The 25023-nt window shown below is 67.7% G+C and carries 28 protein-coding genes; 20 read left to right on the forward strand and 8 right to left on the reverse strand.

Annotated elements, in window-relative coordinates:
• Window positions 1–17: 17 nt before the first annotated feature.
• Window positions 18–500 (reverse strand): FxsA family protein, encoded by a 483-nt coding sequence (locus D579_RS0108105; RefSeq protein WP_018145209.1) that lies wholly within the window; start codon window positions 498–500, stop codon window positions 18–20.
• A 208-nt stretch (window positions 501–708) separates the two neighbouring features.
• Between D579_RS0108105 and D579_RS0108110 the strand changes: the two genes are divergently transcribed.
• The 7 genes from D579_RS0108110 (at window position 709) to ubiA (ending at window position 7668) form a co-directional block, all read left to right on the forward strand.
• Window positions 709–1248 carry a thioredoxin family protein gene (locus D579_RS0108110; RefSeq protein ID WP_018145208.1) on the forward strand — a complete coding sequence of 180 codons (540 nt, stop codon included), beginning with the start codon at window positions 709–711 and terminating at the stop codon, window positions 1246–1248.
• A gap of 36 nt (window positions 1249–1284) precedes the next feature.
• Window positions 1285–2661, forward strand: a complete 1377-nt coding sequence (locus tag D579_RS0108115; RefSeq protein WP_018951656.1) for a TolC family protein — start codon at window positions 1285–1287, stop codon at window positions 2659–2661.
• A gap of 38 nt (window positions 2662–2699) precedes the next feature.
• Complete coding sequence (locus D579_RS0108120) at window positions 2700–3497, forward strand: efflux RND transporter periplasmic adaptor subunit (protein WP_018951657.1); 798 nt, start codon at window positions 2700–2702, stop codon at window positions 3495–3497.
• Window positions 3498–3500: 3 nt separating this feature from the next.
• A complete protein-coding gene (gene cutA / locus D579_RS0108125) occupies window positions 3501–3842 on the forward strand; it encodes a divalent-cation tolerance protein CutA (RefSeq protein WP_018951658.1) in 342 nt (113 codons plus the stop codon).
• A complete protein-coding gene (gene dsbD / locus D579_RS0108130; protein WP_018951659.1) occupies window positions 3830–6148 on the forward strand; it encodes a protein-disulfide reductase DsbD in 2319 nt (772 codons plus the stop codon). The genes cutA and dsbD overlap by 13 nt, the downstream gene beginning before the upstream one ends.
• Window positions 6145–6711, forward strand: a complete 567-nt coding sequence (locus D579_RS0108135; protein ID WP_018951660.1) for a TlpA disulfide reductase family protein — start codon at window positions 6145–6147, stop codon at window positions 6709–6711. The genes dsbD and D579_RS0108135 overlap by 4 nt, the downstream gene beginning before the upstream one ends.
• 87 nt (window positions 6712–6798) lie before the next feature.
• Window positions 6799–7668: a 4-hydroxybenzoate octaprenyltransferase gene (ubiA, locus tag D579_RS0108140; protein ID WP_018951661.1), complete on the forward strand. Its 870-nt coding sequence runs from the start codon at window positions 6799–6801 to the stop codon at window positions 7666–7668.
• Window positions 7669–7687: 19 nt separating this feature from the next.
• Here the strand turns inward: ubiA and D579_RS0108145 are convergent, their stop codons facing one another.
• Window positions 7688–8242 carry a ComF family protein gene (locus D579_RS0108145; RefSeq protein ID WP_018951662.1) on the reverse strand — a complete coding sequence of 185 codons (555 nt, stop codon included), beginning with the start codon at window positions 8240–8242 and terminating at the stop codon, window positions 7688–7690.
• Window positions 8243–8482: 240 nt separating this feature from the next.
• On the opposite strand from D579_RS0108145, the gene D579_RS0108150 reads away from it, so the two are divergent.
• The 4 genes from D579_RS0108150 to bioF are packed head-to-tail and all read left to right on the forward strand — an operon-like array spanning window position 8483 to window position 11876.
• Window positions 8483–8941: a hypothetical protein gene (locus D579_RS0108150; protein ID WP_024327561.1), complete on the forward strand. Its 459-nt coding sequence runs from the start codon at window positions 8483–8485 to the stop codon at window positions 8939–8941.
• Complete coding sequence (gene bioB / locus D579_RS0108155) at window positions 8938–9933, forward strand: biotin synthase BioB (protein ID WP_018937323.1); 996 nt, start codon at window positions 8938–8940, stop codon at window positions 9931–9933. The genes D579_RS0108150 and bioB overlap by 4 nt, the downstream gene beginning before the upstream one ends.
• A gap of 12 nt (window positions 9934–9945) precedes the next feature.
• Complete coding sequence (locus D579_RS0108160; RefSeq protein WP_018951663.1) at window positions 9946–10698, forward strand: class I SAM-dependent methyltransferase; 753 nt, start codon at window positions 9946–9948, stop codon at window positions 10696–10698.
• Entirely contained in the window at window positions 10695–11876 is a 1182-nt protein-coding gene (gene bioF / locus D579_RS0108165) for an 8-amino-7-oxononanoate synthase (RefSeq protein WP_018951664.1), read from the forward strand. Before D579_RS0108160 ends, bioF begins: the two co-directional genes overlap by 4 nt.
• A 193-nt stretch (window positions 11877–12069) precedes the next feature.
• Here the strand turns inward: bioF and radC are convergent, their stop codons facing one another.
• Both radC and ilvD read right to left on the reverse strand, forming a co-directional pair.
• The gene (gene radC / locus D579_RS15085) at window positions 12070–12741 is read right to left on the reverse strand and encodes a DNA repair protein RadC (protein ID WP_018951665.1); all 672 of its coding nucleotides are present in this window, start codon (window positions 12739–12741) and stop codon (window positions 12070–12072) included.
• Window positions 12742–12798: 57 nt separating this feature from the next.
• Entirely contained in the window at window positions 12799–14652 is a 1854-nt protein-coding gene (ilvD, locus tag D579_RS0108175; RefSeq protein ID WP_018951666.1) for a dihydroxy-acid dehydratase, read from the reverse strand.
• Window positions 14653–14733: 81 nt separating this feature from the next.
• On the opposite strand from ilvD, the gene D579_RS0108180 reads away from it, so the two are divergent.
• The 3 genes from D579_RS0108180 (at window position 14734) to argA (ending at window position 16987) form a co-directional block, all read left to right on the forward strand.
• Entirely contained in the window at window positions 14734–15006 is a 273-nt protein-coding gene (locus tag D579_RS0108180; RefSeq protein ID WP_018145194.1) for a heavy-metal-associated domain-containing protein, read from the forward strand.
• 2 nt (window positions 15007–15008) lie between these two features.
• Window positions 15009–15482: a DUF192 domain-containing protein gene (locus tag D579_RS0108185; protein ID WP_018951667.1), complete on the forward strand. Its 474-nt coding sequence runs from the start codon at window positions 15009–15011 to the stop codon at window positions 15480–15482.
• 137 nt (window positions 15483–15619) lie between these two features.
• On the forward strand, window positions 15620–16987 hold the full coding sequence (gene argA / locus D579_RS0108190; RefSeq protein ID WP_018951668.1) for an amino-acid N-acetyltransferase: 1368 nt from the start codon (window positions 15620–15622) through the stop codon (window positions 16985–16987).
• A gap of 17 nt (window positions 16988–17004) precedes the next feature.
• Here the strand turns inward: argA and dksA are convergent, their stop codons facing one another.
• Window positions 17005–17427 carry an RNA polymerase-binding protein DksA gene (dksA, locus tag D579_RS0108195; RefSeq protein ID WP_018951669.1) on the reverse strand — a complete coding sequence of 141 codons (423 nt, stop codon included), beginning with the start codon at window positions 17425–17427 and terminating at the stop codon, window positions 17005–17007.
• Window positions 17428–17590: 163 nt separating this feature from the next.
• On the opposite strand from dksA, the gene D579_RS0108200 reads away from it, so the two are divergent.
• From D579_RS0108200 to murU, 3 genes are read left to right on the forward strand one after another with little or no spacing between them, the layout of a single operon-like run.
• Complete coding sequence (locus D579_RS0108200) at window positions 17591–18370, forward strand: metallophosphoesterase (protein ID WP_018951670.1); 780 nt, start codon at window positions 17591–17593, stop codon at window positions 18368–18370.
• On the forward strand, window positions 18367–19362 hold the full coding sequence (locus D579_RS0108205; protein WP_018951671.1) for an aminoglycoside phosphotransferase family protein: 996 nt from the start codon (window positions 18367–18369) through the stop codon (window positions 19360–19362). The genes D579_RS0108200 and D579_RS0108205 overlap by 4 nt, the downstream gene beginning before the upstream one ends.
• 3 nt (window positions 19363–19365) lie before the next feature.
• Entirely contained in the window at window positions 19366–20040 is a 675-nt protein-coding gene (murU, locus tag D579_RS0108210) for an N-acetylmuramate alpha-1-phosphate uridylyltransferase MurU (RefSeq protein ID WP_018951672.1), read from the forward strand.
• A 33-nt stretch (window positions 20041–20073) separates the two neighbouring features.
• Here the strand turns inward: murU and D579_RS0108215 are convergent, their stop codons facing one another.
• Genes D579_RS0108215 through D579_RS0108225 form a run of 3 tightly spaced genes read right to left on the reverse strand, consistent with a single transcriptional unit; the run spans window position 20074 to window position 21964 of the window.
• Window positions 20074–20562, reverse strand: a complete 489-nt coding sequence (locus D579_RS0108215) for a DsrE family protein (protein ID WP_018175648.1) — start codon at window positions 20560–20562, stop codon at window positions 20074–20076.
• 21 nt (window positions 20563–20583) lie between these two features.
• Window positions 20584–21411 (reverse strand): hypothetical protein, encoded by an 828-nt coding sequence (locus D579_RS0108220; RefSeq protein WP_018175649.1) that lies wholly within the window; start codon window positions 21409–21411, stop codon window positions 20584–20586.
• Window positions 21401–21964, reverse strand: a complete 564-nt coding sequence (locus D579_RS0108225) for an RNA polymerase sigma factor (RefSeq protein ID WP_018175650.1) — start codon at window positions 21962–21964, stop codon at window positions 21401–21403. Before D579_RS0108225 ends, D579_RS0108220 begins: the two co-directional genes overlap by 11 nt.
• Window positions 21965–22105: 141 nt before the next feature.
• On the opposite strand from D579_RS0108225, the gene D579_RS0108230 reads away from it, so the two are divergent.
• Genes D579_RS0108230 through D579_RS0108240 form a run of 3 tightly spaced genes read left to right on the forward strand, consistent with a single transcriptional unit; the run spans window position 22106 to window position 25023 of the window.
• Entirely contained in the window at window positions 22106–22561 is a 456-nt protein-coding gene (locus D579_RS0108230) for a hypothetical protein (protein ID WP_018951673.1), read from the forward strand.
• Between the two features lie 3 nt (window positions 22562–22564).
• Window positions 22565–24004: a glutamate-cysteine ligase family protein gene (locus tag D579_RS0108235; protein ID WP_018948106.1), complete on the forward strand. Its 1440-nt coding sequence runs from the start codon at window positions 22565–22567 to the stop codon at window positions 24002–24004.
• An 8-nt stretch (window positions 24005–24012) separates the two neighbouring features.
• Window positions 24013–25023, forward strand: coding sequence for a M14 family metallopeptidase (locus tag D579_RS0108240; protein WP_018951674.1), 1011 nt, complete (start codon window positions 24013–24015; stop codon window positions 25021–25023).

Genomic DNA, 25023 nt, shown 5'->3' on the forward strand with positions numbered 1-25023 from the left:
GGGGCCAGAAACGTGAATCAGCGACGGTCGTCGTGGTCCAGACGGTCGTCGGGCGTCTCGGGGCGGTCGTCGTGGTGGCGGAATTCGCCCTCGATGGTACCGCCGCCCGGCGGCCCACCAGGGCCACCGGTCCGCGTGCGGACCATGCCGCGGCGCAGGATGCCGGCAGCCGCCCAGCGCCGCAGCGGCGGAATCAACAGCACGAAGCCGGCGGCATCGGTAAAGAACCCCGGCAGCAACAGCAGCACGGCGGCCGACATCAGCAGCCAGCCCTCGACCAGCCCGCGCGCCGGAACCTCCCCCCGCGCCAGGCTTTGTTGCAGCCGTCGCCAATGGTAGAAGCCCTGCAATCGGAACAACATCAGCCCGGCCGCCGCCGTGACGATCACCAGCACCACCGTCATCAGGGCGCCCACGGCATCGCCCACCCAGGCGAAGCCGAAGATCTCGAGCAGCACCAGACCGAGAAAGACAAACAGGGGAAAGAGGGGGTTGCGCATCGAAGGGGTTCCGCAGATCAGGCCTGTTTATTGGAACATGCGCCCCGGGTGGTGTCGATTGGAACCCCGCTGATGCGCGGACACTCCAATCTCCAGGCACCTGCGGGGAGCCCACCCCTTTTGTCCTTGCACAGCAAAGGGAATTAAGCCAGTCTCCTGCACGTCATTGGTGCATACGGCTATCTACATATTCGGAGAGTGACGGCTCATGTTGCGTAATCCAATCCTGATGCTGGCCCTGCTGGCCTTCCTTGTCCCCGCTCTGGCAACCGCCGCGGTCGAAGACCCGCGCGATCCGACACACCACTTCTTCGACCCGACCTTCGGCGAGTTCCCCGAAGAGCTGGAAGACGCGCGCGCGGCCGGCAAGAAAGGCATCCTGATCTTCTTCGAGATGGCCGACTGCCCGTTCTGCCACCGCATGAAGAATCAGGTGCTCAACCAGCCCGAGGTCCAGGAATACTTCAGCGAACACTTCCGGGTGTTCAGCGTCGATGTCGAGGGCGCCATCGAGATCGTCACCTTCGAGGGCGAGACCAAAACCCAGATGGACTGGGCCACCCGCGACTACCGGGTGCGCGCCACACCGGTGTTCCAGTTCTTCAACCTCGAGGGCGAACCGATCGCCCGCTTCACCGGGGCCACCCGCGACTCCCGCGAATTCCTGCAGCTAGGCGAGTTTGTCGCCGAGGGGCATTACAAGGACCAGAACTTCACGCGCTTCAAGCGCGAGCAAGACGGTCGCTAAACCCATCTTCTTGCCACTCCCGAGGATCGACGCCTGATGTCGCCGATGCACCCCCGCTCGTCCTGCACCGGACGCCGGCGGCCCCTGGCTCGCCTGCTACTGACCAGTCTTCTCCTGTGGCCCCTGGCCGGGCCGGCGACCGCCCAGGAAGCCGGCGGCGCAACCGGCCTCGGCCCGCTGCCCAACCCGATGCGGGTGGGTGACGCCCTGGAACGAGTCGACGCCCTGCACCCCCGGGTGCGTCAGGCGCGCGCCGACCGCGAACAGGCCCGCGCCGCCCTGGAGGCGACTCGTGCCGAGCGTGATGCGCGCGTGGATGCGCGGCTCGAGGCTCGCTGGATCGAGCCCAACGACCTGATTGCCGACCGCAGCCGCAACGACTCCCGCGCCTCCATCGTCGCACGCAAGCTGCTGAGCGATTTCGGGCAGTCGCATGCGCGCGAATCCGCAGGCGAACAGCGCCTCGAGGCCGCCCGCCAGCAAGAGGAACTGACCCACGCCCGTCACCGCATCCACGTCCTCGAGCGCTACTTCGACGTGCTGCTGGCAGATCTCGCCTTCGCCCGCGACACCGAGGCCATGGCCGCCGCCTACGTATCCAAGGAACGGGCCGAGGAGCGCAACCAGCGCGGTCAGGTCTCGGACATCGAGGTCTTCCGCCTGGAATCCGAATACCAGACCCTGCGCGTGCAACGTACCCGCGCCCTGCAGGACCAGGCCCGCACCCGGGCCGCGCTGGCCGAAGCCCTGAACCGCCCGGACCGGCGCGTGCGTACCGTACTCGCCCCCATGCTGCCCCTGGATCTGCCCGAACTGCCCGAACTGGATGCGCTGCTCGCCGAACTGGATAACACCAGTCCGCGCCTGATGGCCGAGCGCCGCCACGTCGAGGCCGCCAGCCGCGAGGTGGCGGCCTCGCGCGCGCAGCGGCGCCCGCGCCTGTATGCCGAGGCCGAATCCGGCTGGTGGCACCGCGACCTGGGCGGCAGCGATCGCAACCCGTTCGCCGCCGGCCTGGTCCTGGAAATCCCGCTGTACGAAGGCCGCCGCCACGACAGTCGGGTCGGGCAGGCCGTCGCCGCCCGCCATCGAGCCGAGGCCGAGCTGGGCGAGGCCCGCATCGAGGCGCGCAACCGCCTGCGCGAGCTGTACGACGAGATCCGCGCACTACGAACCCAGCGCGACGAGGCCGCCTGGCGCATGGACTACCGCGAGCTGTACATCGACCGCGCGCGCTACCTGTACGACATCGAGGACCAAGCCGACCTGGGCGACTCGATGGTCCAGCAAAGCGCCGCGGCGCACTTCAATGCAAGCACCGAATTCCAACTGGCCCTGGCCTACGAGCGCCTGGCCCTGCTGAGCGGGCGCGACGAGCTGAGCCCGTTCCGCGCCACGGACGAAAACCCTTGAGCCGCCCAACCGCCGGCGACCGGACGGGAGACCTGACCATGCCCCGCGTATTCCATGTCCCATCCCTGCTGACCACCGGCGGCCTGCTGGCCCTGCTCGCCCTGGCACCCATGCCTCTACTGGCCGAGGAAGGCTTCGCGGCCCAACTCGACTGGGGTGAGCGCCACCGCATTACTGCCCCGATCGCGGGCCGCATCGAGGCAATCGAAGCCCGCGCCGGCGACCGGGTCGAGGCCGACGATGTCCTGTTCCGGCTGGATACCCGGCGCAGCGATGCCGACCTGCGCGCCGCCCGCGCGACCATGGAACGCCTGCAGATGGAGCTGGACGAAGCCGAGCGCGAGCGCGACAAGGCCGAGGATCTCTACGACCAGACCCTGATCGCCGCCCGCGAACTGGAGTTGGCACGTATCGATTACGCGACCGTCGCGGCCCGCCTGGCCGAGGCCCGCGCCCAGCGCGACCGCATCCGCGCCGATCTCGAGGACGCGACCATCCGCGCCCCGGCCAGCGGGCGCCTGGTGCGCCTCGACGCCAACACGGGGCAGTACGTCAATCCGGCGTTGCTGCCGCCGGTCCTGGCGATCCTTGGCACCATCGACCCGATGCGCGCCGTGGCCACCGTCCCGGCCGCCACCGCCGCCGACCTGGAACCCGGGGAGACCGTTACGGTCGTAGTCGGCGACCAGCGTCTTTCCGGCACCATTGCGACCATCGGCTGGGAGCCGACCAGCGACGAGCCCGAGCGGGGTTACCGCGTCGAGGTCGAATTCTCTCCGATGGACGACACTCCACTGCGCCCGGGTCAGCCCGCACGGATCGAACGGGACTCCTGATACATGAGCAATGAGCAATCGCCATCCAGCGCCCGCGCCTGGCTGGTCATTACCACACTCGACGAACCGGACACGGCTGACAGCCTGGCCGGCGCCCTGGTGAAGCAGGGTCTGGCCGCGTGCGTGCATATCCTCCCGCCCGGACGCTCGGTCTACATGTGGAAAGGGAATATCGAAACCGACTCCGAAGTCACTCTACTGATCAAGACCTCGCCCGCGCGCCTGAACGATCTTCAGACCCAGCTGGCTGAACAACACCCCTACGACACACCCGAGATCATCGCCCTGCCGATTGAACGCGGGCTGCCCGATTACCTGGACTGGATAACGCAATGCACCTCATGAATCCGCGCACCTGGCTGGCAACCCTGCTGGTCGCACTCCTGCTGGCCCCGGGACTCACGCATGCCCTCTTCGAGGACGACCTGCTGGACCCGGATGACGCCTTCGCCCTGAGCGCCGAGGCGATCGACGCCGACACGGTACGGCTGACCTGGGACATCGCGGACGAGTACTACATGTACCGCGAGCAGTTCGACTTCACCCCCGAAAGCGACGGGCTGGAACTGGGCGAGGCCGAGATCCCGGATGGCGAGGTCAAGGAGGACGAATTCTTCGGGCGCGTCGAGACCTATCGCGGCCAGGTGCAGGTGGAGCTGCCGATCAAGGCGGCCGACAGCACCAGCATCGAGCTGACCGCGCGCTCGCAGGGCTGCGCGGACCTGGGCGTGTGCTACCCGCCGCACTTCCAGACCGTGTCCATCGAGCTGCCTGGCCTGCCCAGCGGCAATGGCGAGACCCGCGTGGACGAAGATGCCGGGGAAGAACGCAGCGCGCTGGGTGACCTGGGCAACCTGTCCGGCGACCTCGGCGCCGCCGATGACCTGCTGGAACCGGAGAAGGCCTTTGCCGCCTCGCTGGAGGCGATCAGCCAGAACGCGGCGATCCTGCGCTTCGACATTGCCGAGGGCTACTATCTCTACCGTGAGCAGCTGGATGTGCGCATCGCCGAGGGCGATGGCATCGAGCTGGGGCCGGTCAACCCACCGGACGGCGAGCTCCAGGAAGACGAGTTCTTTGGCGAGAGCCAGGTCTACCGGGGCCAGGTCGAGATCCTGGTTCCGGTCCTGCGCGACGCGGATGACGTCTCCGAGATCACGCTGGCGATCGACTACCAGGGCTGCGCCGACGCCGGCGTGTGCTACCCGCCACTGACCCAGGAGGTCTCGGTCTCCTTTGCTGCCGATCTGGCCGCCGAGGCCGACACCGACGCCCTGCCGGAAACCGGCGACGGGGCTGCGGAAGACGACGAGGCCGCGGCACCGGTCACCCAGCAGGACCGCATCGCGGCCCAGCTGGCAGACGGCCAGATCTGGCTGGTGGCCCTGGCCTTCTTCGGCTTCGGGCTGCTGCTGACCTTCACCCCCTGCGTGTTCCCGATGATCCCGATCCTGTCGAACATCATCATCGGGCAGAAGAACCTGACCACACGCAAGGCATTCCTGATCTCGCTGGTGTTCGTGCTGGCCATGGCGCTGACCTACACCATTGCCGGCGTATTCGCGGGCCTGGCGGGTGCCAACCTGCAGGCGGCCTTCCAGAACCCCTGGATTATCGGGACCTTCGTGGCCATCTTCATCGCGCTGGCGATGTCGATGTTCGGCTTCTACGAGCTGCAGATGCCGGCCGGCGTGCAGAGCAAACTTTCGCAGATCAGCAACAAGCAGGAAGGCGGCACCTACGTCGGCGCCGGCATCATGGGCTTCCTTTCCGCCCTGATCGTCGGCCCCTGCGTGACCGCACCGCTGATCGGGGCGCTGCTCTACATCAGCCACACTGGCGATGCGGTGCTGGGCGGGATCGCGCTGTTCGCGCTGAGCATGGGCATGGGTGCGCCGCTGCTGGTCATCGGCACCTCCGCCGGTCGCCTGCTACCGAAGGCCGGTCCCTGGATGGATACCATCAAGGCGGTGTTCGGGGTCGGCCTGCTGGCCATCGGCATCTGGCTGCTCGAACGGGTGATCCCGGGCGAGGTCGCGATGTTCCTGTGGGCGATCCTGCTGATCGTGACCGCCGTATACATGGGCGCACTAAGGACCCTGCCGGACAATGCCTCCGGCTGGTACAGCCTGTGGAAGGGCCTGGGTGTGGTGATCCTGATCTACGGCGTGCTGCTGATGCTCGGCGCGGCGACCGGCGGCAAGGACATCTTCCGCCCGCTGGCCACGTTCAACCAGCCCGCGGTGACGGCCACGGGCGAGCAGTCCGGGCCGACCGAGATGGAGTTCACCTACATCGACAGCCTGGAGGACGTGGAGCGCGAAGTCGCACGGGCCCGCGAAAACGGTCAGTCCGTGTTCCTCGACTTCTACGCCGACTGGTGCGTGGACTGCGTGCGTCTGGACCGCACCACCTTCCAGGACCCGCGCGTGCTCCGAGCGATGGGCGACGTGCACCTCCTGAAGGCCGACGTGACCGACAACACCTCCGAGCACCGCGACCTGATGCGTCACTTCAACCTGTTCGGGCCGCCGGCCATGATCTTCTATGACACCGACGGCAACGAGCTGCGCAACTACCGCAATGTCGGCTATCTGAATGCCGACCGCTTCCTGGCACACGTGGAAAGCGCCATCGGGGTGACGCCATGAAAAACCGCAAGCACACACTCGCAGGGGTGGTGGTCGCCACGGCCAGCGCCCTGATCCTGACCGCCTGTGGTGACCCGGAACCCGAGATGGACGCCGGGGCAACCTCTGCCAACGCGGCCACCGAGGTCGCCGCCGAGGCGACCCAGGGCAATCAACGCATCGACTTCACCCTGCCCGACCTCGCCGGTGAAGAACGCCAGTTCAGTGAGTGGGACGGCGACCTGATCGTGCTGAACTTCTGGGCCACCTGGTGCCCGCCCTGCAAGAAGGAGATGCCGTTGTTCCAGCACACCTTTGATGCCAACCGCAAGGATGGTTTTACCATCGTCGCGGTCGCCGTGGACGAACAGACAGCCACGCAGCATTTCGTCGACGATTTCGGCATCGAATTCCCGGTACTGATCGGCCAGGACGACGCGGTCGCGATCGGCCGGGAATACGGCAACCGCATCGGCGCCCTGCCCTACACCGTCCTGATCGACCGTGACGGCACCATCCTCGACACCCATCGTGGCGAGGTGGAGCCCGCTGACCTGGATGGCTGGCTGGAGGCGCACCTGTAACGCCCCCACAAGGACGCCAAGGGAGACGCTGATCAACTCGCACGGCCGCGGGCCCCTTCCGCAACAAGGCTGGTAAGCTTGGCCGCCATGACCGAGCGCGAACGCCTGTGGGAACTCGCCCGCCTGATCCGGCTGGATCGCCCGGTGGGCATCTACCTGCTGCTGTGGCCCACCTTCTGGGCCCTGTGGGTGGCGGCCGAGGGCTGGCCGCCGGCCTACCTGATCTTCATTTTTGCCGCCGGCGTGGTACTGATGCGCTCGGCGGGCTGCGCGATCAACGACTACGCCGACCGCGACTTCGATGGACACGTGGCGCGCACCCGCGACCGGCCGCTGGCGCTCGGCACCATCACCCCGCGCGAGGCGCTGGGAACCTTCGTGGCCCTCAGCGTGGTCGCCTTCGTCCTGGTGCTGTTCACCAATGTACTGACCATCCTGTATTCCCTGGTGGCGGTGGCACTGGCCGGCACCTACCCGTTCTCCAAGCGTTTCCACCACTTCCCGCAGGTCCATCTCGGCGCCGCCTTTGCCTGGGCCGTGCCCATGGCGTTCACCGCCGTCACCGGCGAGCACCCGCCCGAAGTGGCCTGGCTGTTGTTCGTAACCGTGCTGGCGTGGACGGTGGTGTATGACACCTTCTATGGCATGGTGGATCGCGAAGACGACCTGAAGATCGGGGTGAAATCCACGGCCATCGCCTTCGGCGAACTGGACCGCCTGATTACCGGCGGGCTGCAGGTGCTGGTGTGGCTGGGGCTTTATCTTGTTGGCCAGCACGCCGATTTCGGTGGCTACTACACCGCCGGGCTCGTGGTGGTGGCAATGCTGATGTTCTACCAGCAGTTCCTGATCTTCGAACGCGAACCCGCCGACTGTCTGCGCGCCTTCAAAAACAACCACTACCTGGGCGCCGTCATCCTTCTGGCGATGATTGCCGACCACCACCTGGGGGCCTGAATCCCGAGCGCGCACACCCTCAGGCGCGCGCGAGGACCAGCCCCTCCACCCGTGCGGCACCCTCGCGGCGCAGCACTTCGGCCAGTGCGGCCAGCGTCGCGCCCGTGGTCGCCACGTCATCCACCACCAGCACATGCTGCCCGGCGAGGCTCGAACCGTCCCAGGCAAACGCACCGTGGACATTGCGCCGCCGCGCCTTGCGACCCAGCGCCTGCTGCGACCCGGTCGCGCGGATGCGCCGCAGTCCGCGGGTATCCAGCGGGACATCCAGCACCCCCGCCACACGCCGCGCCAGGTAGTCCGACTGATTGAAACCCCGCTCGCGCAGCCGCCTGCCATGCAGCGGCACGGGGAGCACCCGATCGGGCGGATCGCCGTTCTCGCCCACCAGACGGCCCGCCACCTGCTCCGCCAGGGCCGCGAGGATGCGTTCGGCCCGTGCATTGGCGCCGTGCTTGTAGGCCAGGATCAGCTGATCCAGCGGCCAGGCATAGGCCCAGCCGGCATGCAGTGCATCCAGGACCGGCGCTCGGCGGATGCAAGCCGGGCATACGCCGGCGACCGGCAGGGGCAACGCACAGGTGGGGCAGGGGTGCGCGAGCGGCGCAAGATCCGCCCGGCAATCCGCGCAGATCGCCGGACCGGGGGCCAGGCACAGTCCGCACTGACCGGGGTACAGAGCCTCCCCCAGCCAGTCGACACAGGCCGCAGCCCGGGCCCTCAAGCGCGCGGCCGGAGACCGCCTGGAAACGGGTCGCAATGAAGGGTCCGGGGCCATAATGGTATGCTCTGCTTTTTGCATGCAGGGTAGACCATGGCCACCAGGACCGTCTCCGGGCGCAGCTCGCGGCGCGCCGCGTCGATGTTCGATATCGGCAACCTGATCAGCGTGTCGATTGCCGGCATCCCGCTGTTCCTGGTGAGCAGCGAGGGCGTCGGGGTCGGTTTCATCATCGCCGCGATCATGGGCATCGTGCCGCTGGTACTGTGGTTTGGCGGCTCGATGCTGGTCTACGCCCTGAACAAGCACCACCCCGATCCCCGCGTCGGCCACTTCACGCAGTGGGCCGCCTATCGCTACTACGCCCTGATGGGCCTGCTGATCGGGGTCGCCACCTTCTTTCCGCCGGATCTGAACTACTACCGCGCCTACTGGGCGATCGCCGCCGCCATCCTGTTGCCGTGGACGATCTACGCCCTGTTCAATATCTATCGCGAGCCCTGGACGGACGTCGAGATCCCCGCCGAAGCCGACAAGGAACATCATCTATGAGCACGCCCCGCCACGACTGGAACACCGACGAGGTCGAGGCCCTGCTCGACCTGCCGCTGAATGACCTGATCTTCCGCGCGCAGACCGTCCACCGCGAGCACTTCGACCCGAACGCGGTCCAGGTGAGCACGCTGCTGTCGATCAAGACCGGGGCCTGCCCCGAGGACTGCGCCTACTGCCCGCAAAGCGCGCACCACGAGGTCGAGATCGAGCGCGAACGCCTGCTGCCGCTGGACGAGGTGCTGGAGGCGGCCCGCAACGCTCGCGCCCAGGGCGCGACCCGCTTCTGCATGGGCGCGGCCTGGCGCAACCCCACCGACAAGAACCTGGAGCGCGTGATCGAGATGGTCCGCGCAGTCAAGGACGAAGGCCTCGAGACCTGCATGACCCTCGGCATGCTGAAGGCCGAGCAGGCCAAACGCTTGTCCGAGGCGGGACTGGACTACTACAACCACAACCTCGACACCTCGCCGGAGTTCTACGGTCACATCATCAGCACGCGCACCTACGACGATCGCCTCGAAACGCTGGAGCACGTACGCGAGGCGGGCATGAACGTCTGTTGCGGCGGCATCCTCGGCATGGGCGAGTCGCGCCGCGATCGCGCCCGGCTGCTGCAGCAGATGGCCAACCTGCCAAAACACCCGGAGTCGGTGCCGATCAACCAGCTGATCCAGGTCGAGGGCACGCCACTGCACGGCATCGAGCACCTCGACCCGCTGGAGTTCGTGCGTACCATCGCGGCCACCCGCATCCTGATGCCGGCCTCCTACGTGCGCCTGTCCGCCGGGCGCACCGAGATGTCCGACGAGATGCAGGCCCTGTGCTTCCTCGCCGGTGCCAACTCGCTGTTCTACGGCGACACCCTGCTGACCACGCCAAACCCCGGCGAGAACCACGACCTCGCGCTGTTCGAGCGCCTGGGCCTGCGCCCGGAGACCGGCCCGGAATCCCCCGCGCAATCGGACCAGCCGGCGTCCGCGTCGGCCTGAGCCAGACCGGCGGTGAGCGGCGGCTTCCCCGACCATTTCTCGGCGGTGGCTAACGCTTACGCCCGCCACCGCCCGGACTACCCGGCCGAGCTGTTTGACTGGCTGGCGGCGCACACTCCGCACCACGAGCGCGCCTGGGACTGTGCCAGCGGCAACGGCCAGGCCGCGCGGGGCCTGGCGCCCCACTTCTCGCACGTCTTCGCCACGGACGCCGCCCCATCGCTGCTGGCCACACTGCCGGATCACTCCTGGATCGACCGCGTCGCCTGTGCCGCCGAGGCCTGTGCCCTGGCCGATGGCTCGGTCGACCTCGCCTGTGTCGCCCAGGCCGCGCACTGGTTCCGCCACCCCGAGTTCCACGACGAGGTCGCCCGCGTCCTGCGCCCGGGCGGACTCCTGGCGATCTGGGGCTACGGCGTGCTGCGGGCCGAGGACCCGGCACTGGACCGCCTACTGATCGACTTCCACGACACCACCCTTGCGCCCTGGTGGCCGGAAGAGCGCCAGCACATCCGCAACCACTACCGCGACCTGCCGTTTCCCTGGCCCGAGATCGAGGCGCCCGAGTTTCGCATCACGCGCGAATGGGACCGCGCCACCCTGCTGGGCTATCTCGGTACCTGGTCCGCGATCCGCCGCGCCCGCGCCGCCGGCCAGGACCCGCTGGCCGCGCTGGCACCGGCCCTGCAAGCCCTGTGGTCCAACCCGAGCATGCCGGCACGGGTGCACTGGCCGATCTTCCTGCGTGCGGGCCTGCGCCCATGAGCGACTCACTCGATCACTACCTGGAGCAACGCCTGAGCACTGTGCGCGACGCCGGGCTATGGCGCCGCACCCGCATCCTCGACGGCCCACAGCGGCCCGAACAGGTTATCGACGGCCACCGCGTGATTGCCTTCTGCTCGAACGACTACCTGGGCCTGGCCGGTGACCCGGCGGTCGCCGCCGCCGCTCACGCGGCGCTCGACCAGTACGGTGTCGGCGCTGGTGCGGCCCACCTGATCAATGGCCACACCCGCGCCCACGACGAACTGGAACAGGCCCTGGCCCGCTTCACCGGGCGCGCTCGGGCACTCGTCTTCTCCACCGGCTACATGGCCAACCTGGCCCTGGTCCAGACCCTGGTCGGTCGCCACGACATCGTCTTCGAGGACCGCCTGAACCACGCCTCGCTGATCGATGCCGTGCGCCTGTCGGGCGCGCGCAGCCAGCGCTACCGCCACGCCGAGCCCGAACACCTGCGCGAGCGCCTGGAGAAGGCGCCCGCGACCGGCCAGCGCCTGATCATCACCGACGGCGTGTTCTCCATGGACGGCGATATCGCCCCGCTTCCGGAACTCGCCGCCCTGGCGCGCGCATACAATGCCTGGCTGATGGTGGACGACGCCCACGGCCTGTCAGTGCTGGGCGAAACCGGCGGCGGCACCTGCCAGCACTTCGGTCTCGGCGGCGACGACGTACCGGTCCTGATGGGGACGCTGGGCAAGGGCTTCGGCACCGCCGGGGCCTTCGTGGCCGGCTCCGAACGGCTGATCGAGACCCTGATCCAGACCGCGCGCCCCTACATCTACACCACCGCGATGCCGGCCGCCCTGGCCGCCGCCACCCTGGCCTCGGTGCAAATCGCCGCGTCCGCCCACGACCGCCGCGCGCACCTGCAGAACCTGTTGCGACGCTTGGGCGACGGGCTGGATCGCCTCGGCCTGCCACACCCACCGCCCCTCACACCCATCCAGCCTGTCACCCTGGGCACCGCCACTCGCGCGAACGCCGTCGCCGAGCGCCTGTTCGAGGCCGGCTTCCTGGTCCCCGCGATCCGCCCCCCGACCGTCCCGGAAGGCGAGGCCCGCCTGCGCATCACCCTGTCCGCCGCCCACACCCAAACGCAGGTCGACGCACTGCTGCAGGCGCTGGAAAAGGCTCTCAAGGACACACCGGCGTAACGCGGCGCGCAAACTTCTAACCGTCATTGCGAGGAGCAAAGCGACGAAGCAATCGCCATCCGGATGCCCCCGGGCAGAATATTGGCAGATTGCCTGCCCCGGCAGATTGCTTCGTCGCCTTCGGCTCCTCGCAATGACGACTTGGTCGTCTCACCGCGTTGCAACGCAGACGTGCGACTGGGTCAGCCTCCCCCTACAGCTCGCCGCGTTCGGCGAGGGAGACGGCCTCGTCGGCGATGATCACGTGATCGAGGACGCGGATGTCGACCAGCCCCAGGGCGTCGGTCAGGCGGCGGGTGATGGCGACATCCGAACGCGACGGCTCGGCCACGCCCGAGGGGTGGTTATGGGCCAGGATCACAGCCGCCGCGTTGTGGTGCAGCGCGCGCCGCACAACCTCGCGCGGGTGCACAGAGGCACCGTCGATGGTGCCGCGAAAGAGCTCCTCAAAGGCGATCACGCGGTGGCGGTTATCGAGAAACAGCACGCCGAAGACCTCGCAGGGATAGTCGCGCAGACGCGCCGCCAGGAACTGCCGGGTGGTCGCGGGCGAGGTCAGTGCATCGCCGCGCTCCAGATCGGCCGCCAGGTGGCGGCGCCCCATCTCCAGCACGGCCTGGAGCTGGGCGTACTTGGCATCCCCCAGCCCCGGGGCGGCGCAAAACCCCGCCTGATCCGCCTGTAATAAAGGCCGCAGCCCGCCGAAGCGGCTGAGCAGGTCCCGCGCGACATCCACCGCGCTCTTGCCGGCCACGCCGGTGCGCAGAAAGATTGCCAGCAACTCCGCATCCGAAAGCGCGGCCGCGCCGCGTTCGATCAGCCTCTCCCGCGGGCGCTCGGCCGCGGGCCAGTCGGTAATCGCCATCACCACCTCCCTGTGGTTGCGTTACATGCGTTCGCTTTTTTCGGTTTGGGCCCTGGGCTAGTCCTCGAAGCGGGAGATGTCGCGCACCGCGCCGTAGGCGGCGGAGGTCGTCATCAGGGCGTAGGCGCGCAAGGCCTGGGTGACGGCCCGCTCCCGCGACTCGGGCTTCCAGGCCTTCGCGCCACGGGCCTCCATGGCCTCGCGCCGTGCGGCCAGCGTGGCGTCGTCGACGTCGATGCGGATCTCGCGACCGGGGATGTCGATCACGATGGTGTCGCCTTCCTCGATCAGGCCGATCGCACCACCCTGCGCCGCCTCCGGCGAGACGTGACCGATCGACAGCCCGGAGGTGCCGCCGGAGAAGCGCCCGTCGGTGACCAGCGCGCATTCCTTGCCCAGGCCCTTGGACTTGAGATACGACGTCGGGTAGAGCATTTCCTGCATGCCCGGACCGCCCTTGGGGCCCTCGTAGCGGATGATCACCACGTCGCCCGCCTGGATCTGGTCGCCAAGAATGGCCTCCACCGTCGCGTCCTGGCTCTCGAACACGCGGGCCGGACCCGAGAATTTCAGGATGCTGTCGTCCACCCCGGCAGTCTTCACAATGCAACCGTCCGGGGCCATGTTGCCGTAGAGCACGGCCAGGCCACCGTCCTTCGAGTAGGCATGCTCGATGTCGCGGATGCAGCCGTTCTCGCGGTCGATGTCCAGGCTGTCCCAGGTCTTGTCCTGGCTGAACGCGACCTGGGTAGGCACGCCGCCCGGGGCGGCCTGGTAAAGCGTCTCGGCCTCGGCGGCGTGGCGCATCACGTCCCACTGTTCCAGGGCCTGGCCCATGGTGTCGGCATGCACGGTGGGAATGTCACGGTGGAGCAGCCCGCCGCGGTCCAGCTCCGCGAGGATGCCGACCACGCCACCGGCGCGGTGGACATCTTCCATGTGGTAGAGCTGGGTGGCCGGGGCGACCTTGCACAGGTTCGGCACCTTGCGCGACAGGCGGTCGATGTCGGCCATGGTGAAGTCGACCTCGCCCTCGCGCGCGGCCGCCAGCAGGTGCAGCACCGTGTTGGTGGAGCCGCCCATCGCGATATCCAGGCTCATCGCGTTCTCGAACGCCTCGAAGGTGGCGATGGAACGCGGCAAAGCAGATTCATCGTCCTGCTCGTAGTAACGCTTGGCCAGTTCGACCACGCGCCGGCCGGCCTGCTCGAACAGGCTCTTGCGCCCGGCGTGGGTGGCCAACAGCGAGCCGTTGCCCGGCAGCGACAGCCCCAGCGCCTCGGTCAGGCAGTTCATCGAATTGGCGGTGAACATGCCGGAGCAGGAGCCGCAGGTGGGGCAGGCGGAGCGCTCGATGGCCTCCACCTCTTCATCACTGGCACTGGAGTCGGCGGCCTTGACCATCGCGTCCACCAGGTCCAGGTGGATGACCTTGTCGCTGCCCGGGGCCTGTACCTTGCCGGCCTCCATCGGACCGCCGGAGACGAACACCACCGGGATGTTCAGGCGCATCGCGGCCATCAGCATGCCGGGCGTGATCTTGTCGCAGTTGGAGATGCAGACCAGGGCATCGGCGCAGTGCGCGTTGACCATGTACTCGACCGAGTCGGCGATGATCTCGCGCGAAGGCAGCGAATACAGCATCCCGCCGTGACCCATCGCGATCCCGTCGTCCACCGCGATGGTGTTGAACTCCTTGGCCACGCCGCCGGCCTTTTCCACCTCGCCGGCCACCAGCTGGCCCAGGTCCTTCAGATGCACGTGCCCGGGCACGAACTGGGTGAAGGAGTTGGCAATGGCGATGATCGGCTTGCCGAAGTCGCCATCCTTCATGCCGGTGGCGCGCCACAGGGCGCGGGCACCCGCCATATTGCGGCCGTGGGTAGTGGTGCGGGAACGATAGGCGGGCATGTATATTCTCGTGAACGATTACGGTGAACGCAGATCGTACATAATGAGTCGTTCAAACCCCAGTACCCCGGAGCACCTGCAATGAAAATCGAAGTCGAGAACATCAAGTGTGGCGGCTGTGCCAGCTCCATCCGCAAGGGCCTGCTGCAGGTCGAGGGCGTCACCGACGCCGAGGTGGACGTGGAAGGCGGTGCGGTTGATATCGAGGCGCCCGACAGCGCCCGCGAGGCGGTCGCCGCCAAGCTCGCCAGCATGGGTTACCCCGAGGTCGGTTCGGTCTCCGGCCTGCGCTCCGCCAGCGCCAAGGCCAAGTCGTTTGCCAGCTGCGCCGTGGGGCGCATGAGCGGCGAATAGGCTTGATCAATACGTCGCGGTGGCGCGCGCAGCCCGGCCTTGTCGGGCTGGTGCTGCTGTTCGTCCTGGGCACGGGGCTGGCGCAGGCCGAAAGCGGGCTGCCGACCGCCGAACTGCAACTCGGCGAACAAGCCCTGACGATCGAGATCGCCGCGACCGACCGTAGCCGCCGGATCGGGCTGATGCACCGCGACCACCTGCCCGCCGACCACGGCATGCTGTTCATCTGGCCACGACCGGCGCACTACGGCATGTGGATGCAAAACACCCGCATCCCGCTGGACGTGGCCTTCATCGATGCCGACTTCACCATTACCAACATCGCCAGCATGACGCCCCACTCCACCCGCATACACGAGGCGAAACGGCCGGTGCGCTACGCCCTGGAGGTCAATGCCGGGTGGTTCAAGGAGCACGGCATCGCGCCCGGCGCCTCCGTCCCGGACCTCGAACGCCTCGTGGGCGAGACCGACTAGGGAAACACTGATCAATGTTTCCCTAACACCCCTTCCCGCAGGATCGGGCCAGCAGGCCTGACTGATCCCACGTGTACATTGATCCGTGATTCCCTAGACTGTCTGCTCAAGGACATCACCAGGAAACGGACACGCCCGTGACCGCCACATCCAACCCAGCCGCCCGCAATCACGCGCCCTCGCGCCGAGCCCCGCAGCCCGGGGAGCTCGCCTGGTTCCGTGATTCGGTGCCGTACATCGCCGCCCACCGCGGGCGCACCATGGTGATCGCGCTCGCAGGCGAGGCCGCTCAGGCGCCGGAGTTTCCGGCACTGATGCGCGATATCGCCAAGCTCAATGCCCTGGGTATCCGGGTCGTGCTGGTCTACGGGGCGCGCCCGCAAATCGAGGCACGGATGAGCGAGCGCGGACTGACCCCGGCCTACGCCAACGGGTTGCGCGTAACCGATGCCGCGGCGCTGGAAGCCGTGCTGGATGCGGTCGGTCGGCTGCGCCTGCAGATCGAGGGCCTGCTCTCGCGCAGCCTCGGCCAGCCGGGTACCGGCAACGCACGCCTGCGCGTGGCCAGCGGCAACTTCGTCACCGCGCGGCCATTGGGCGTGCGCGACGGCGTGGACTTCCACTACACCGGCGAGGTGCGCGGGGTGGACACCACCGCACTCGCGGCCCTGCTGGACCGCGAGCAGGTGGCCCTGGTCTCCCCGCTCGGCTACTCCCCCACTGGCGAGGTATTCAACCTCTCGGGCGAGGATGTCGCCACCCAGGTCGCGATCGCGCTGAATGCCGACAAGCTGATCTTTCTCACCGAAGCCGGGGTGTTGCGCGATCCCGAACACGGCGTGCTGGACCAGCTCACCGTGCCGGCCGCCCAGAAGCTGCTGGAGACCGCCACCGACCTGCCGCAGGAACTGGCCAACCATCTGAAGAGCGCGCTCGACGCCTGTCGCCAGCGCGAGATCCGGGTGCACCTGATCGACCGTCGGGACGACGGTGGGCTTCTGACCGAACTGTTCACCCGTCTGGGAATCGGCACACTGGTCTCGCGCGAGCCACTGGAACGGCTGCGCCCGGCCACACTCGACGATGTCGGCGGCATCCATGCACTACTGGAACCACTGGAGGCCGAGGGCATCCTGGTGCATCGCGCGCGGGAGCACCTGGAGCTGGAGATCGACCGCTTCCAGGTGCTGGAGGCCGACGGCCTGATCATCGGGACCGCCGCGCTCTACCCGTTCGAGGCGGATGCCGCGGAGATCGCCTGCCTGGCCCTGCACGCGGATTACCGCGGGAGCGGCCGCGGCGACCGTTTGCTGCAGGCGATGGAACACCTGGCGCAGGAACAGGGAATCCGGCGGGTATTCGTGCTCACCACACGCACCGCCCAGTGGTTCCAGGAACGCGGTTACACGCCAGGCAAGGTGGACGATCTGCCCGTCAGCCGGCAGACCCGCTACAACCAGGCGCGCAACTCGCGGGTGTTTACCCGCGCGCTGGCCGGCGAGTAACCCGGACCAGACAGGCCCTATTCATAGCGGGCCTCGTCGCGCTCATGGGCCTCCTGGGCCACCACGCTCAGCGTGGCAACCGGGCGCGCCTCAAGCCGAGCGATGCCGATCGGTTCACCGGTCTCCTCGCAATAGCCGTATTCGCCCTGCTCGATGCGCGCCAGCGCCGCGTCAATCTTGTTCAGGAGCTTGCGGTACCGATCCCGGGTTCGCAGCTCCAGGCCGGCATCGGTCTCGTGACTGGCGCGGTCATTCGGGTCCGGCTCCTGCCAGCTCTCGCTGCGCAGGTGCTCCAGGGTCTGTTCCGATTCCTCGATCAGCTCGGCACGCCAGGCCTCGAGCTTGGCGCGAAAGTAGTCCAGTTGACGCGGATTCATGTAGGGTTCGTCCTCGGACGGACGGTACCCGGAATCCGGGCGGGTCTTGGCTTCTTGGCTCATCTTGGACCCCTCGCCAGACCCCCTCTCGCCCCATGCGGGAAGGCCCCGGCGCATTGCACGGTACACCCGATCGAGTATAGGGCAATAACCCTGCCGGGCGGCAAACACGAAAGCGCGCCCGAACGCACACAACCGGCACCATACGGAAGACGACACCGGCCGCATGCAGCACATCCTTCAGATCAGCGACACCCACCTCGGCCGGGAGCCGGGCCCCATTCGACCGGGTTATCCCGACAGCGACCGCCAGCTCGCCCGCGTGCTCGAGGCCCTGCGCCGGAACGAGGCCCGGCCGGACCTGCTATGGCTCACGGGCGACCTGGCCGAAGATCCGGATCCGGCGGCCTACACTCGACTCCTCGCAATGCTCGACGAACACGTGAAAGGCTGGCCGCTCGCCGGCCTGGCGGGCAACCACGATGACTGGACCCTGCTGCACCGCGCCTTCACGGGCGCCGGACATGCCCTGGACGGCCACCGGCTGCTCGGCGACTGGCTGCTGGTCGGGATCAATTCGGCGGTTGCGGGGCAGGCGTCCGGGCGCATCGAGCCGGCCGAGTTGTCGCGCCTGGATCAAGTACTGACCGCACACCCTGATCACTGGGGCATGGTCGCCGTTCACCACCCGGTCGTGCCCGTCGGAAGCGCATGGATGGACCGGATCGGCCTGACCAATCCCGACGACCTGTTCGCGATCCTGGATCACCACCCGCGCGTACGCGCCTGTCTGTTCGGCCACATCCATCAGGATTTCCGCGCCGAGCGCCAGGGCGTCGAACTGCTGGGCTGCCCCTCCACCTGCGTCCAGTTCGCCCCCGGCTCCGAACAGTTCGCGCTGGATCCCGAACATGCCGGCTACCGCGTACTGGCACTGCATGCCGATGGCCGCATCGACACCCGCGTCGAGCGTCTATCCGGCGAATTTCCCGAGGCCCGTGCATGATCCCGGACGATCGCCGCAGCGAGCAGCTCCAGGCCTGGCTGAAGGACCAGCCGGGCAAGTTTACCGACCTGGCACTCCTGCGTGCAGATGCCAGTTTTCGGCGCTATTTTCGCCTGTGCCGCGACGACCAGCCGGTGGTGCTGATGGATGCGCCACCCGAGCGCGAGGCCACCGAGCCGTTCGTGGAGATCGCGCGACTGCTGGAATCGCTGGGGCTACGCCCGCCGCGCATCCTTGCGCACGATCCAGCCACCGGCTTCGTGCTGCTCGAGGACCTCGGCGACCGAACCTTCACCCGGGCCCTCGCCGAGGGGGCCGCGGAAGGCCCATTGTACGACCGCGCCATCGACACCCTGATCCATCTGCATCGCGCCTGGCCAGCGCAGGCCGCGAAGGCCCCGGACCTCCCCGCCTACGATTCCCCGCGCCTGCTGGACGAGGCCGCCCTGTTTGCCGACTGGTACTGGCCGGAACAACGCGGCACCCCGATGAGCGCGTCCCTGCGCAACGGATTTCTCGCAGCCTGGCGGGAGGCACTGGAAGACCTGCCCGTCCTGCCCGGGACACTGGTGCTACGCGACTTCCACGTGGACAACCTGATGCTGCCACCCGGCGAGGATGGCGATTGTGCCGTCCTCGATTTCCAGGATGCCGTGATCGGCAGCCCCGCCTACGATGTCGTCTCGCTGCTGGAAGACGCCCGGCGCGAGGTGTCACCCGCTACCGTGGAGCGGGCATTGGAGCGTTATGCCGCGGGAACGGCCTGGGACCCCGAGGTCTTCCTGCAGCATTACCGCGTCCTCGGCGCCCAGCGCACCACCAAGATCCTCGGGATCTTCGTGCGCCTGGCGCACCGGGATGCCAAACCGCGCTACCTGGAACACCTGCCGCGCCTGCATCGACTCCTGGCGCAGGGACTGTCACAGCCAGAACTGACAGCGGTGGCAGGCTGGTTCCACACCCACATGCCCGAACGGATGCGGGAGGATTAAGCCATGCGCGCAATGATCCTGGCCGCCGGGCGCGGCGAACGCATGCGCCCGTTGACCGACCACTGCCCCAAGCCGCTGCTGCCGGTCAGTGGCCGGCCGCTGATCGGCTACACGCTGGATCGTCTGGCGACCGCCGGGTACCGCGAGGTAGTCATCAACCTCGCGCATCTGGGCGAACAGATCCGCGCCACCCTGGGTGAACGCCAGTCAGGCCTCGCCATTCGCTACTCACCGGAGCCCGAGGGTGCCCTGGAGACCGCGGGCGGGATCCGCCAGGCCCTTCCTCTTCTGGGGGAGGAACCGTTTCTGGTGGTCAATGGCGATGTCTGGTGCGACCACCCGCTGACACCCCCGGCGACGATGAACACAGCCGCCGACCGACCGCTCGCGCACCTCGTACTGGTCGCCAACCCCGACCATCACACGCAGGGCGATTTCGCCCTGGACGGGGAGCGGGTGGCCCTGGAGGGGAACGAGTTGCTGACCTTCAGCGGCATCGGCTGGTACGACCCGGCGCTGTTTCGTGATCTGCCACCGGGGCGCCGGGCCCTCGGCCCCTTGCTGCGTCAAGCCATCGAGGCCGGCCGGGTGACCGGCGAACACTACACCGGCGCCTGGCGCGACATCGGCACACCGGAGCGCCTGGCGGCGCTGGACACCGAGCTTGAGGGGCGCTGATCACCCAACGCAGGGGGGATGCGGCCGGTCCGGTCAGGGCTTGATGTAGGTGTAACCGGAGCGTTGCAGGCGGGTCAGTTCCACGATGCCACTGGGGACCACGTCCCTGTCCGACACCTCATGCAGATCGCTGCGTTCGAGCCCGCGCGATTCCAGCGAGTTGCCACACACCAAAAAACGCACATCCTGCAGCTTAAGGGTATTCACGGTACTGCGCAGGTCCGGATCGGTACGGGCGTGCTGCAGCAGACTGATGCCGCTGCCATGAGTCAACACCTTGATCCTGAGCGAAACATCATCGGGGCTACCGTCGATATGATTCTGCAGGTTGCGCAGGGCGTTCAGGTGGAGCTCCAGGTCATCGGTGTTGATGTGATAGACCACCCGCAGCGGCTCTTCGGCCGCCGGCGCCTTGGCGACGGCGCCCATCAATACAGCAGTCGCGCCGCCTGCCGCCAGCATCAACAAGAGCGCCCCGGCCAGGAACCAGCCGGGGCGCAGCACTTGTGGGTCGACTTGCATCGAGACTCCGGCCGTGCCGAATCAGACCTTGATGTAGATCCAGCCTTCCGCCTGACGGCGGGCCGCCTCGGCGACGCCGGAATCGATCAGTTCAGCCTGTGGCAGGATATCCACCTTCTGGCCTTCCTCGCGCGCCAGGCGGTTGAGGGTCTGGGCACAGGCGGTAAAGCGCAGCGTGGGGTACGCCTCCGCCATGCTCGCGACGCGTTCCGGATAGGGTGCGCTGTCGGTTCGCAGCATGCCCATCGCGTTGTTGTGCACCACCACCTGCACGTTCAGGTCGCGCCCGACCGTGGCCGCCTCGCGATACATGCTCTCGATGTCGTCCAGCAACTCGGCCATCGCACGGGTATCCGCCTCGTTGATGTGCAGCAGAATCTGATCGGTTTCGGTTGCCGAAAACACCTGCTGCGGGGCCGCGGCCCCGCCGGGCGCGTTATCGCTGGCAGCCATTTGCGCCAGGGCCCCGGACTCCTGGCCGGCCGCAGCAGCATGGTCGCCCCCGAAGAAACCGGCATCGCGAGTGATCTCGTATCCACCCAGCGAACCCACGACCAGCGCGAGCACGCCGGCCGCCACCGACGGGAACCAGGCCGAACGTCCACCACGCGATAACCGGCAACGGCCACCGGTGGTGCCGGCCGCGCGCCCGGCCGGGACGTCTTCGTAGGCCATGTTCACCAGCTCCTTGAGCTGGTGCATGTCGCAGACTTCGCGACTCAGATGCTCACTGGAGGCGATCGTCTTCAACGTAAACAGACGATCCTCCGGCGAGAACTCGCCGTCCACGAAGGCATTGAGAATCTCCTCGCTGGGTCGATTCTTTGCACTCAGTCGTTCATTCGACATGCCGATTCCTCACTACCTTGAGATAGGGTGTATCGGCCGCTGTCCCCGTGTCGGCCTGCTGCTCCAGCAGCACCTTCTTCAACTGCGCCCGAGCCCGGCTCAGGCGACTCATCACGGTGCCGATCGGTACGTCCAGCACCTCCGAGACCTCGGAGTAGGCAAAACCCTCCAGGTCCACCAGCGCGACCACCTGCCGGTGATCGGTACTCAGTTCGGCCATGGCCCGGTGAACATCCGCGACCATGCGATTGCGCTCGGTCTGCTGCTCCGGGCAGTCCTCGCAGGACAGCTCCATGCTGTCCACATCCACCGTGTCCTTCTGCCGCCGGCCCCAGTCGCGGTAACAGTTGGTCATGATGCGGAACACCCAGGCCTTCAGGGCGTTCTCGTCCTGCAACGACTTCAGCCGGGTCAGGGCCTTCATCATTGCCTCCTGCACCAGGTCATCCGCCAGCGCGGCATCGTGACACCACGCGAATGCCATGCGGTACATCTGTGGCCGCAGGTCGCACACCTTCTGACGCAGCCTGCGCTGCGCGAACCAGGTCGCCATGTTGTCGATTCCTCCATCCGCAGGCCGTACATGCGGCCTTGCTTGTTCTTGTACCCTGTAGGACGCTACGGGGCGCGAGGCTATTCCGGCCCCTCCACCGCAGACGCCGCACATCCCGGGCTTCGTCGATCAGGATACCCAATGCCATTCGATCCGCAACAACTGGAGCGCGCTTTCGCCTTTGACCCCGATACCGTGCGGGATCTGCGCGAACGCTGGGCGCGCCTGATCACCGATGCCGTCTGGGGCGAGCTCAAGACCGGCACCATCGGCGCCGTCCCGCGCCTGCGCAAGCGCCTGCTGGAACTGGGTGAGAACCTGCGCTCCATGCTGTCGGACCGCGCCTGGATCCCGCACGAGCGCGAACGCGTCAAGGGTGCGATGGCCGCCAGCCTCAACCTGCGTGACAGCCTGCAGCAGACCGACCGCGCTGCCAAGCTGCTCAATGGCGGGGCGGACTTCGAAGCCTTCGAGGCCGACTATCTCGCCTTCCGCAAGAGCCTGCTGACCTTCATCGAGCACCACGAACAGATCTGGGGCGATCTTCTGGAGAGCCTCTATGACGACGCACCGGACGACGACCGGGACGAGGACTAGGCCTTGGGCCGCGAGATCCGCGAGGAGCACTTCGGCGCGGCAGACTTTGACCGCTTCCACCAGGCCCTCGCGGACGAGACGGCCCAGCTGCTGGACTGGCTGCGCACGCAACCGCCCGAGGACCCCGCCCCACCCCCGCGGCTGGGCTTCGAGATCGAAGCCTGGCTATGCGACACCCAGGGGCGACCGCTACCGGTCAATGACGCCTTCCTCGCCGCGATGGACAGCCCGCTAGCCACCCTTGAACTGGCGCAGTTCAATGTCGAACTGAACAGCGGCGTCTTCCGCGCCGGTCCCGGCTGCTTCAGCGCAATCCTCGACGAATTGAACGAGACCCTGCGCCGCGCGCGCCGGGCCGCCCGCCACGCCGGGGCGGAACTGCTGATGGCCGGCAGCCTGCCCACCCTGGAACCGGACGACCTCGGGATCCACCACATGTCGCAGCAGGCCCGCTACCGGGCCCTGAACAGCGCGATCCTGGAACAACGCGCCCAGCGCCCGCTGCAGGTGGATATCGTCGGTCACGAGCACCTGCAGCACCGCCACGCGGACGTGATGCTGGAGGCCGCGGCGACCTCCTTCCAGGTGCATATCGAGACCCGCCCCGAGGTCGCCCACCGCGCCTACAACGCCTCTCTGGTCGCCGCGGCACCGGTGCTGGCCGCCGCCGGCAATACGCCCTACATCTTCGGCCACGACCTGTGGGCCGAGAGCCGCATCCCGTTGTTCGAGCAGTCGGTGGAGGTCGGCGGGTTCGCCAACTCGGCGCGTGGCCCGATCCGCCGCGTGACCTTCGGCACCGGCTATCTGCACGCATCCATCGGCGAGTTGTTCACCGAAAACCTCGAGCACTTCCCGGTGTTGTTGCCGGTAGCCCTCGACGAGCCGGCCGATCAACTGGCCCACCTCGCCTTCCACAACGGCACGATCTGGCGCTGGAACCGGCCGATCGTCGGCTGCGACGCGGATGGCCGACGCAGCCTGCGCCTGGAGTTTCGCTGCCTCCCGGCCGGCCCGTCGCTGATCGACATGCTGGCCAACACCGCCTTCACCCTGGGCCTGATCGAGTACCTGGTGGCCGAATCGCCCAACGGAACGCTGGAGACCCCGTTTTCTGAGGCCCGCGACAACTTCTACAATGCCGCCCGCTACGGGCTGGATGCTCGCCTGCGCTGGGGCCATCGCGACCCCGTCCCGGCGCCACGCCTGATCACGCGGGAGCTGCTCCCCCGGGCGGCCGAGGGTCTGGAGCGCCTGGGCATCGACCGCAGCGAACGCGACAACCTGCTTGGCATCATCGCTGCGCGCGTCGCCAGCCGCCAGACCGGCACGCACTGGCAACGCGACTGGGTCGCGCGCCACGGCCGCGACTGGCCGGGCCTGGTCCACGCCTACCGCGGCTGGCAGAACACCGGCGCGCCGGTTCACACCTGGGGACTTTGAGGAAACCCGTGACTCTCTCGATCAACGAATACTTCGAACTACCCGACGGCTTCCTCGAGGCCACGCCCGCCACCCTGCACCAGTACGTGCCCGGGCCGGCGCTGATCCACCTGGAAGGCCAGCGCGAGCCTGCGGTGGCCGTGGTCCTTCTGCTGCACGGAAACGAGCCGGTGGGCCTGCACGCGGTGCAGCAACTCCTGCGCCACTACACCGGGCGCCCGCTGCCGCGCGCGCTGACCCTGGTCGTGGGCAACCCGCAGGCCGCAGCGCTCAACCAGCGCCACCTGGACGACCAGCCGGACTTCAACCGCATCTGGCCGGGGACCGAGCAGGGCGGCTCTCGCGAGGCCGACGTCTTCGCCGAACTCTGCCGGCGCCTGGAAGGACGCGGCCTGTTCGCCGCAATCGACCTGCACAACAACACCGGGCGCAATCCCCATTACGCCTGCATCAACCGTCTGGAGGCGCCGTTTCTCAATCTGGCCGCGCTGTTCGGACGCACGGTGGTCTACTTCACCCGGCCGCGCGGGGTCGCCTCCATGGCACTGGCGCGTATCGCACCGGCCGTCACAGTGGAATGCGGCCACCCCGAGGACGCGGCCGGCGTGGACCACGCGCGCGAGATGATCGATGCAGTGCTGCACCTGGACCACTTCGCCCAGGAGCCGCCGCGGACGGGCGCCATCGAGATCTTCCACACCGTGGCCCAGGTACGGGTGCGCCCCGGACTACAGGTCGGACTGGACGCGCAGCACGACGTCCGCCTGGAACCCGACCTGGACGGCCTGAATTTCCAGCTACTGCCCGCCGGCTCGCGCCTGGTGAATGTGCACGCGGACGCCCAGGACCCGCTGATCGCGATCGCCGAGGACGGTTCGGAGGTGACCGGGGAATATCTGGAGCGGGCCGGTCAGGAGATCCGCCTGAAGCGCCAGGCGATGCCGTCCATGCTCACGCTGGACACCCGCGTGATCGCCCAGGACTGCCTGTGCTACCTGATGGAGCCGCTGACGCTCTGA

The sequence above is a fragment of the Thioalkalivibrio sp. AKL12 genome (genome assembly GCF_000377925.1).
Lineage (GTDB): Bacteria > Pseudomonadota > Gammaproteobacteria > Ectothiorhodospirales > Ectothiorhodospiraceae > Thioalkalivibrio > Thioalkalivibrio versutus.